General features: G+C 62.3%; 13 protein-coding genes. 5 read left to right on the top strand and 8 right to left on the bottom strand.

Annotation, left to right across the window (positions count from 1 at the left end; translation table 11 throughout):
* Window positions 1–62 precede the first annotated feature (62 nt).
* Together NEZ08_RS23670 and NEZ08_RS23665 are read right to left on the bottom strand one after the other, a co-directional pair.
* Window positions 63–254, bottom strand: a complete 192-nt coding sequence (locus NEZ08_RS23670; protein WP_298112531.1) for a hypothetical protein — start codon at window positions 252–254, stop codon at window positions 63–65.
* A 135-nt stretch (window positions 255–389) separates the two neighbouring features.
* A complete protein-coding gene (locus NEZ08_RS23665) occupies window positions 390–614 on the bottom strand; it encodes a hypothetical protein (protein ID WP_298112528.1) in 225 nt (74 codons plus the stop codon).
* A 204-nt stretch (window positions 615–818) separates the two neighbouring features.
* Here NEZ08_RS23665 and NEZ08_RS23660 point away from each other — a divergent pair, with 204 nt between their 5' ends.
* The 4 genes from NEZ08_RS23660 to NEZ08_RS23645 all read left to right on the top strand — a co-directional run bounded on the left by NEZ08_RS23660 (window position 819) and on the right by NEZ08_RS23645 (window position 3567).
* The gene (locus NEZ08_RS23660; protein ID WP_367278457.1) at window positions 819–1265 is read left to right on the top strand and encodes a nuclear transport factor 2 family protein; all 447 of its coding nucleotides are present in this window, start codon (window positions 819–821) and stop codon (window positions 1263–1265) included.
* 181 nt (window positions 1266–1446) lie between these two features.
* The gene (locus NEZ08_RS23655; RefSeq protein ID WP_298112524.1) at window positions 1447–1881 is read left to right on the top strand and encodes a nuclear transport factor 2 family protein; all 435 of its coding nucleotides are present in this window, start codon (window positions 1447–1449) and stop codon (window positions 1879–1881) included.
* Between the two features lie 220 nt (window positions 1882–2101).
* Complete coding sequence (locus NEZ08_RS23650; RefSeq protein WP_298112522.1) at window positions 2102–2947, top strand: hypothetical protein; 846 nt, start codon at window positions 2102–2104, stop codon at window positions 2945–2947.
* 203 nt (window positions 2948–3150) lie between these two features.
* On the top strand, window positions 3151–3567 hold the full coding sequence (locus tag NEZ08_RS23645; protein WP_298112519.1) for a hypothetical protein: 417 nt from the start codon (window positions 3151–3153) through the stop codon (window positions 3565–3567).
* Between the two features lie 161 nt (window positions 3568–3728).
* Here NEZ08_RS23645 and NEZ08_RS23640 read toward each other — a convergent pair whose 3' ends face one another.
* The 3 genes from NEZ08_RS23640 to NEZ08_RS23630 all read right to left on the bottom strand — a co-directional run bounded on the left by NEZ08_RS23640 (window position 3729) and on the right by NEZ08_RS23630 (window position 4903).
* On the bottom strand, window positions 3729–3872 hold the full coding sequence (locus tag NEZ08_RS23640; protein WP_298112517.1) for a hypothetical protein: 144 nt from the start codon (window positions 3870–3872) through the stop codon (window positions 3729–3731).
* 78 nt (window positions 3873–3950) lie between these two features.
* Window positions 3951–4433, bottom strand: coding sequence for a MaoC family dehydratase (locus tag NEZ08_RS23635; RefSeq protein WP_298112515.1), 483 nt, complete (start codon window positions 4431–4433; stop codon window positions 3951–3953).
* Window positions 4433–4903, bottom strand: coding sequence for a MaoC family dehydratase (locus NEZ08_RS23630; RefSeq protein WP_298112513.1), 471 nt, complete (start codon window positions 4901–4903; stop codon window positions 4433–4435). Before NEZ08_RS23630 ends, NEZ08_RS23635 begins: the two co-directional genes overlap by 1 nt.
* A 168-nt stretch (window positions 4904–5071) precedes the next feature.
* On the opposite strand from NEZ08_RS23630, the gene NEZ08_RS23625 reads away from it, so the two are divergent.
* Window positions 5072–5365: a DUF4282 domain-containing protein gene (locus NEZ08_RS23625; protein ID WP_298112512.1), complete on the top strand. Its 294-nt coding sequence runs from the start codon at window positions 5072–5074 to the stop codon at window positions 5363–5365.
* Window positions 5366–5398: 33 nt separating this feature from the next.
* Here NEZ08_RS23625 and ychF read toward each other — a convergent pair whose 3' ends face one another.
* Genes ychF through NEZ08_RS23610 form a run of 3 tightly spaced genes read right to left on the bottom strand, consistent with a single transcriptional unit; the run spans window position 5399 to window position 7906 of the window.
* Window positions 5399–6496 (bottom strand): redox-regulated ATPase YchF, encoded by a 1098-nt coding sequence (gene ychF / locus NEZ08_RS23620; RefSeq protein WP_298112511.1) that lies wholly within the window; start codon window positions 6494–6496, stop codon window positions 5399–5401.
* 36 nt (window positions 6497–6532) lie between these two features.
* Entirely contained in the window at window positions 6533–7147 is a 615-nt protein-coding gene (pth, locus tag NEZ08_RS23615; protein WP_298112509.1) for an aminoacyl-tRNA hydrolase, read from the bottom strand.
* 21 nt (window positions 7148–7168) lie between these two features.
* Window positions 7169–7906 (bottom strand): 50S ribosomal protein L25/general stress protein Ctc, encoded by a 738-nt coding sequence (locus NEZ08_RS23610; RefSeq protein WP_298112507.1) that lies wholly within the window; start codon window positions 7904–7906, stop codon window positions 7169–7171.
* Window positions 7907–7954: the final 48 nt, after the last annotated feature.

Raw genomic sequence — 7954 nt, 5'->3', positions numbered from 1 at the left:
GCCCCTGCGTTCGTTCGCAGAGACGACGATATGAAGTCTCGATGAGCAAAATCTCCCGCACCTCACCCGCTGCGGCGCTGGCTGGTGTTCTGCACCAGATTGCCATGCGCGGCCTGCTCGCGAATGTTTTGCTTTTCGTCGTCGCGGTGGCCCTTGGTGGTGTCGAGAGGCACCTCGGGCGTGCTGCCCGGCCCTTTCGGGCTCTGGTTCTCCTCCGGAACCGGCTTGATGGTCCTGGTCGGCGGCTTGTTCATGGCGCGTCTCCATCGCGTGTCCGGGAAAACGACGACGGCGGACGGAGCGTTCCGAAGAATGCGCGAGGCGGCCGAGAATTGATCGCTACGCTTTCGACCACAGCGCGGCTGAGAAGAGATGGCGTCGGATGCCGGTCAGTCGCGACGCTGCGCCTGCGACTGCTGCTGCCGTTCCTGCTCCTTGGCGCGATGGCGACCGTAAAGACAACCGGCGGCCGCGCCCAGCAGGCCGTGATGCCCGGCATAATGGCCGGCGACGCCGCCAACCACCGCACCCTTCAGGCAGCCTTTGGCCTCGGCGCGATCGGCCGCGGCAACGAAGGCGACGGCGACCATCAACGACGCGATGACGACTTTCATGACGATGATCCTTCCTGATGCTCTGGCCGATGGGACGGCACCCCTCACCCTCAATCGCAATGCCGGCAATAACGTTCCAGCCCTTGCCGTTATGGACGGGCACCCGGCAAGGCGGCCCATCGATCGGGTCATCCTTCGCCCGCAATTGCGGGTACAAGGTAAGTACGATTCGAGTCGGCTGCCAACAACGGCAGGGAAAAGATGATGAAAGAGCTCAACAAACGACGCGTCATCGAACTGATCGATGCTTTCTATGGCGGCAATATCGAGGGCGCGTTGGCCTTGTGCAGCGATGACGTCGATTTTTTCTCCAATGCGCCGGTGGATATCCTGCCGCATCTCGGGCACCACCGCGGCAAGGACGACGTCCGGCAGATGTGGACGACCGTGCACCAGCGCTATTCGGGCATGCGCTACGAGATGCCGTTCATCGCCGCCGAAGACGACAGGGTCGCGGTGCAGCTTCGCGCGTTTTTCGTCAAGCGGCTCAACGACCGCACCGTGCAATTCGACACGGCCAGCTTTTTTACGCTGCGCGACGGGAAAATCGCCAGGATTCGCGAAATCATCGATACCTTCGACCTGATTCAACAGGTGGTGGAGCAGGACTTCATCTCCGCGATCGCGGCCAGAGCCAGGGAGAACATCTGAACGCGCCGCTCGCGCGACGGCAGATGGCCCGCATCCGTGCAATGCAAAATTGCATTTGCAATTTCGTAAACTTTGACTATGTCAGCGCTCAACGTGAGTGCAGCACCCGTGCGGCGCGTCGCCAATGACGCCCATCAAGGCCGGTCGCTGACCGACAAATCCATCCAGGGAAACCAGTGAAATGACAGAGCACAGTCTCTGGCGTCTCTCGCGCGCATTGCATCGCGCGGTGAACGAGCGCCGGCACGAAGAGCTTGAATCGTTGATCGATGAGGATGTCGACTGGGCGATCTACGGGCCGATCGACATGTTTCCGTTTTTCGGCGCACGCCGCGGCAAGGCCGCCGTGCTCGACGTCATCCGCCGCATCGCCGAGACCATCAGGGTCCACCGCTTCGATCGCGAGCAGGTGATGCTCGGCACCGAATCCGGCGCCTCGATGATGCGCTATTCGCTGACTCTGCTCGACGCCAACAAACCGATCAGCCTGCGGCTGGCGCAGTTTGCCCAGTTCAAGGCCGGCAAGCTGATCAGCATCCGCATCCTGGTCGACACCTTCGATCTGGTCGAACAGGCGCTCGGCCATCCCATTCATCTGCCGCGAATTGCCTCTTGAGCCTGATCGGCAACCGGCCTTGCAGCCGCGCTCCCCGCACGCCACATGTCCGGACGCGATTGTTCTTCATCGCAGGGACGGGCTGCGGGGATCCTCGATGATGTCCAGGTTTGCAAGCGGCTTGGCCGGGTTTCTTTTGCTCGCGGCGGCATCCGGCATGACCGGGCGCCCCGCGGTCGCAGGGCCCAGGTCCACGCCCCAATCCTTGCAAGAGATGCCCTTGCCGGCGCCTTCAAAGATCTCGCCGTGGCCGGAGAGCGCCGAGCAATCGCAGCCGCAGGAGGCGGCCGATCCGCCGGCGGTGGACAACCGGGCGGCGCCGGCCAGCGAAAAGGCCGAGGTCAGCAATCCCGACATCGACTGGGCTCTGCTCGAGGTCGACGCTTCCACATTGATGACGACCGCTCCCGGGAAGCTGCACCCGCCGTCGCGTGCCGTGGCCGGCTCCGGCGCGATGAGCTGGTCCTCGCAGCAAAAGGAATATGGCTCTGCGGTTTCGGTCAAGCAGCCGATTTCGCCTGTGCTGGACATGCAGGTGGGCGCCGACATGACGGTCGTCCGCCAGCCGCAGACGCTTGCGGAGCTACTGGCCGAGAAGGCCGGCAACGGCGGCAACGAGCCGCAGTCGTCCGGCGCAGCGTGGGCGTCGGCCAGCGCAGGAGGCGTGGCCTCGATCTGGGACAAGACGACGCTCGAAGCAAGGATCGACCCGTCACAGGATCAGGGCAAGCTCGGTACGTCCTTGAGCAAGTCGCTCGCACTGGGCGAGCAATATTCGCTCACCCTGCAGAACGGCTACAACATGATTCAGGGGTTTGGCCCAGTGCCGGGAGCGGCAGGCCGCACCAGCTATGAGACCGAGCAATCCGCGAAGCTCGGCGTTGCGGATACCGGCACGACCTTTTCCGCCGGCGGCAGCCTGTCGACCCTCGACGACAAATGGCTGGGCAGAATCGGCGCCGAACAGAAGATCGTCGGCGGCTTCAATGTTTCGGCCTCGATCGCCGAAACCCCGCTGGGCATCGCCAACAAGAGCGTGACGGCCGGCTTCAAGAAGAGCTGGTAGCAGTCCCGATTCGACGTCGTTCAAACCAGGCATCGAGCGCCGGCAGGCGCGTCAGGTCCGCCACACTAATCCCCGCGAAAGCACAGCCATTGCCGCATATTGGCCGCGATCCAGCCAAAATCCAAAGTCCAGATGGCGGCGTCAACTTGGTCGTGCGGGGGATTCCGCGCTCGCGGCCGATGCGAAAACAGGGAAAAAAGCCGATGAACGCTATTCGTTCCGAAAAGATTGAATCGATCGATGAGGACAAGGACTCCGTCGCAGCCTCCGAAGTCGAGGCCGGCATCCGTGATTTTGTCCGCAACGACATCGCTTACCTGCGGCGTCCGGGGCAAAGCGCGGTGGGCGCCGAGGTGGCGCTCGATCAGACTGCCGAGGCCACCGTCAACAACGTCAACTCGCTGATCCAGCGGGTCGCCGGCACGTCGCTGGCGGAAATCGAGAACCTGATCTCGGAGCTCGAGAGCCTGCGCGACCTGCTGCACGCCGAAGGCCAACGCGTTCAGCGGGAGATTTCGGGTTACGCCCAGCTCAGCCAGGCGGCGATGAAGTCGACCCGCATGATCGCCGACAACGTCGAACAGTGGAAGCGCACCGCCGACGGACTGCGTCACAGCTGATTCGCCGGATCCAGAACTTCGAGCCGCGGCCATACGGCCCGGCTCGAAGCCGGCTGCGGGGGCCTTTGAACTCGTTCCAACGGCGAAGCTGATCCGGGACCGATGACGGGTCGCTCTCTCGCGGCGCGTGCTTTCGGCAAATATGGTTAGCGGAGTCCGGCCTATCGGATCGCCAGCTGCTCGGCCTCGAGCGAATAGGCGCCGTCGGCATAGCCTTTCACCACCATCGTCGTGGTGAACATCACGGCGATCGTCACCGTCGCGAAAATAAAGCCCAATAATTTCAATCCGCGGCGATCGGCCATGGCTTACCCCCTCGTTCCCGTCCCTTGTTTGACAGGGACTGGTTCAAAATGCGTTAGCGAGGATTTGGTTTCAGCGTTTCAAGCGCCCTTATTCCGGCGCGGCACGAACGCGATCGCCAGCATCGAAAAAACGAGCTCGCCGCGCTGGTTGGTTCCGCTGTGGCGCGCTTCGAGAATTCCCCATTCCGGGCGACTTGCGGAGGTGCGCAGCGTTTCAATTTCACTGGCGAAGCTGATCGTGTCACCGGCCAGCACCGGTTTGATCCAGCGCAGTTCACGAAAGCCCGGCGAAGGCCCCCAAACCGCGACCTCCTCTCCGCGGGCTAGAGCCTCGCTGGCCCGGCGCTGGCTGTCCAGCACCAGCAGCTTCATGCCAACCGACCCGACATGCCATCCCGAGGCAGCGAGGCCCCCGAACAGCGATTTGCGGCCTTCCTCTTCAGACAGGTGAAAACGCTGGGGATCGAACTTCGCCGCGAAGGTTTTGATCGCCCCGGACGTGAAGGTGAAAGAGCCAACCTCTCGCCGCTGGCCGACCTTGAGATCTTCAAAGAAATTCATCAACCCGTCCGATCGGTTGCAGCTTCGCCGCGCCGCTCAACGATGATCGGCGATGTCAGCTCGCACAACGCCTGTCCCGAGGCATTGCTCGCCACCATCCTGAACATCACGATGCCGGTGGTCGGCCGGCTGCGCGAGACGCGTGCTTCTGTCACTTCGACATCGAGCATGATATCATCGCCGGGCCGGAACGGCGCCAGCCAGCGTAATTCGTTGACTCCAGGCGAACCCAGCGACGCCGTGCGACCGATAAAGCCGTCGAACATCATCCGCATGATGATCGAGCAAAGATGCCAGCCCGAGCCGGCAAGCCCCTTCAACAGCGAGCGCGACGCGGCCGCCTCGTCGAGGTGCATCGGCTGCGGATCGAACTCGGCAGCAAATTCGCGAATTTCCTCGGCCGTGACGCGACGCGGACCGAAGCGGCCCAACGGGCCCTGCTGAAAGTCTTCGAAGAAAAGTCTGTTCATGGCGGGGGACTTCTTGCGGGAGGCCTGATTGTGGCCGCACTTTGTAGCAATCTCAACCCGATCCACGCGCATGGCCCGCATTCGACTTGCCCGAACTCTCGTTCGGAGCTAGCCATTTGTCGAAGAGACGGATCGCGCGAATCATTTCGACCTGCCGGAGCAAAACCGATGTTCGATTTCCAGGATCTGTTTCAGTGGGACCGTTTTATCACGCCGACCATCATCAAGACATTTTACTGGCTCGTCATTGCACTGATCTGCCTCTTTGGCATCTCCGGTATTTTCGCAGGCCTCGCCGCGATGGCGATCAGTCCGTTCGGAGGTTTCATCCAGCTGTTGGCTTCTATCGCCAGCGTCATCGTCGGCATCATCTTCTCGCGCATCTCAGCGGAATTCGTGCTGATCGTATTCCGCATCAACGAGCATCTCGGCGCGATCCGCGATCAAGGCGCGGGACATTAGCCCGGCACGCGGCGAGGCGATCGCTCGGCAGCCTCAGTTATTGAACCTGAAATGCATCACGTCGCCGTCAGCGACGACGTATTCCTTGCCTTCGAGACGCAGCTTGCCGGCATCCCGCGCCCCGGCTTCGCCGCCGAGCGCGACATAGTCGGCATAGGCGATTGTTTCGGCGCGAATGAATCCCTTTTCGAAATCGGTGTGAATGACACCGGCCGCCGCGGGCGCCTTGGTGCCGCGGTGGATCGTCCAGGCGCGTGCTTCCTTCGGGCCCACGGTGAAATAGGTGATGAGATCGAGCAGCTGATAGCCGGCGCGAATCAGCCGGTCGAGGCCGGCTTCCTCGAGGCCCAGCGTGTCGAGGAAATCCTTGCGTTCCTCGCGCGACAGTGTCGCGATTTCGGACTCGATCTTGGCCGAGATCACAACCGCAACGGCGCCTTCCTGTTTCGCGCGCTCGAACACCTGTTTCGAGAAATTGTTGCCGTCTCTTGCCGCGCCTTCCTCGACATTGCAGACGTAGAGCACGGGTTTTGATGTCAACAATCCGAGCATGCCGAAGGCGCGCTCCTCTTCCGCCTTGCGCTCCAGCGACCGCGCCGGCTTGCCCTCGCGCAAAAGCACCAGCGCGCGGTTGACAAGCTCGAGCTGTTCCTTGGCATCCTTGTCGTTGCCCTTCGCCTTTTTCGAGAGGTTATCGACGCGCTTCTCCAGACTATCGAGATCGGCAAGCATCAGCTCGGTTTCGATGGTGTCGATGTCAGCAAGCGGTGCGATCTTGCCTTCGACATGGGTGATGTCGGAATCTTCAAAGCAGCGCACGACATGCGCGATCGCGTCGACTTCACGGATGTTGGCGAGGAACTGATTACCGAGACCTTCGCCTTTCGATGCTCCGCGAACCAGTCCCGCAATGTCGACGAACGTCAGCCGCGTCGGAATGATCTGCGCGGATTTGGCGATTTCCGAGAGCTTTTCGAGCCGAGGATCCGGCACCGCGACTTCGCCGACATTCGGCTCGATCGTGCAGAACGGATAGTTGGCCGCCTGAGCGGCCGCCGTCTCGGTCAGCGCATTGAACAGCGTCGACTTGCCGACATTTGGCAGCCCGACGATACCGCATTTAAATCCCATGATCTGTCCTGAAAGCCCGGTTGCGAAGCGCGTGGCTCACGCTTCGTCATCATCCTTGTCGAAAAAGCCCTCACCGAATCCCTTGGCCTGCATCGCCAGATGCACCTTGTTCTGGAACGTGGAGTCCTTGCCGTCCGCCAACAGACCGGCATTGTCCGCAATCACCGCACAGAGCGCTTCGACCCAATCCCGGTCGCTCTTGGCGAAATCCGACAGCACATAGCCGTGGACCAGCTCCTTGATGCCGGGGTGGCCGATCCCGAGCCGCACACGGCGATAGTCGTTGCCGACGTGAGCGGAGATCGACCGCAAGCCGTTGTGGCCGGCAATGCCCCCGCCAACCTTCACGCGCAGCTTGGCCGGCGGCAGTTCGAGTTCGTCCTGAAACACGACGATGTCGCCCACGCCGAGCTTGAAGAAATTTGCAGCCTCCTGCACCGCGCGTCCGGATTCGTTCATGAACGTCTCGGGCCGAAGCAGGACCACCTTTTCCTGGTCGAGGCTGCCTTCCGACGTCATGCCCTGAAAGCGACGGCGCCATGGTGCAAAACCATGACGCCGTGCAATTTCATCGACGGCCATGAAGCCGATGTTGTGACGGTTATGCGCGTATTTCGCCCCGGGATTGCCGAGACCAACGAAGAGGCGCATGGCGCGGCATCCCGTCTCCTCTTACTTCTTCTTGTCTCCACCAGCCGGGGCCTTGGCGCCAGCCGCCGGAGCGGCAGCACCAGCCGCGGGCGCAGGCGCTGCAGCGCCAGCTGCCGGAGCCGCACCGGCCGCCGGCGTAGCGGCGGCGGTCGCACCGGCTGCAGCAGCCGCGGCCGCCTTCATTTCTTCGGCGTAACCGGACGGCGGCACGATGGTGACCAGCGTGGCATCCTCGCGCGCCAGCGACTTCACGCCGGCCGGCAGCTTGATGTCCGACAGATGGAGCGAGTGGCTGATTTCGAGGCTGCCGACGTCGGCCTCGATGAACTGCGGGATGTTGTCGGCCGAGCATTCCAGGTCGATGGCGTGGGTCACGATGTTGACCGTGCCGCCGCGCTTCACGCCCGGCGAAGTTTCGGCCTTGACGATATGCAGGGGAATGCTGACGCGGATCGTCGCGCCTTCGCCAAGCCGCATGAAATCGACATGCAGCGGGAAATCGCGCACCGGATCGAGATGGAAATCGCGCGGAATCACGCGGTGCTTCTTGCCGTCCAGATCGATGTCGTAAATCGTGGTCAGGAAGCGTCCCGCCAGGATGCGCTGGCGCAATTCGCGGTCATCGACCGAGATGGTCAGCGGGGGCTGGTTATTGCCATAGATCACTCCGGGCACTTTCCCGGCGCGACGCTCTGCCCGGGCGGCCCCCTTGCCGCTCTTCGGACGCGCGGTCGCCTTCAATTCCTTGACGGTCGCCATCGGCTTAAGTCCTTGTTTTCTAAAAAGTTAAAGGCCGCAGCGCGGCCC

This window comes from Bradyrhizobium sp., assembly GCF_027451485.1.
GTDB lineage: Bacteria > Pseudomonadota > Alphaproteobacteria > Rhizobiales > Xanthobacteraceae > Bradyrhizobium.
Note: the sequence above shows the minus strand (reverse complement) of the source record. Positions and strands in the feature narration are given on the sequence as shown.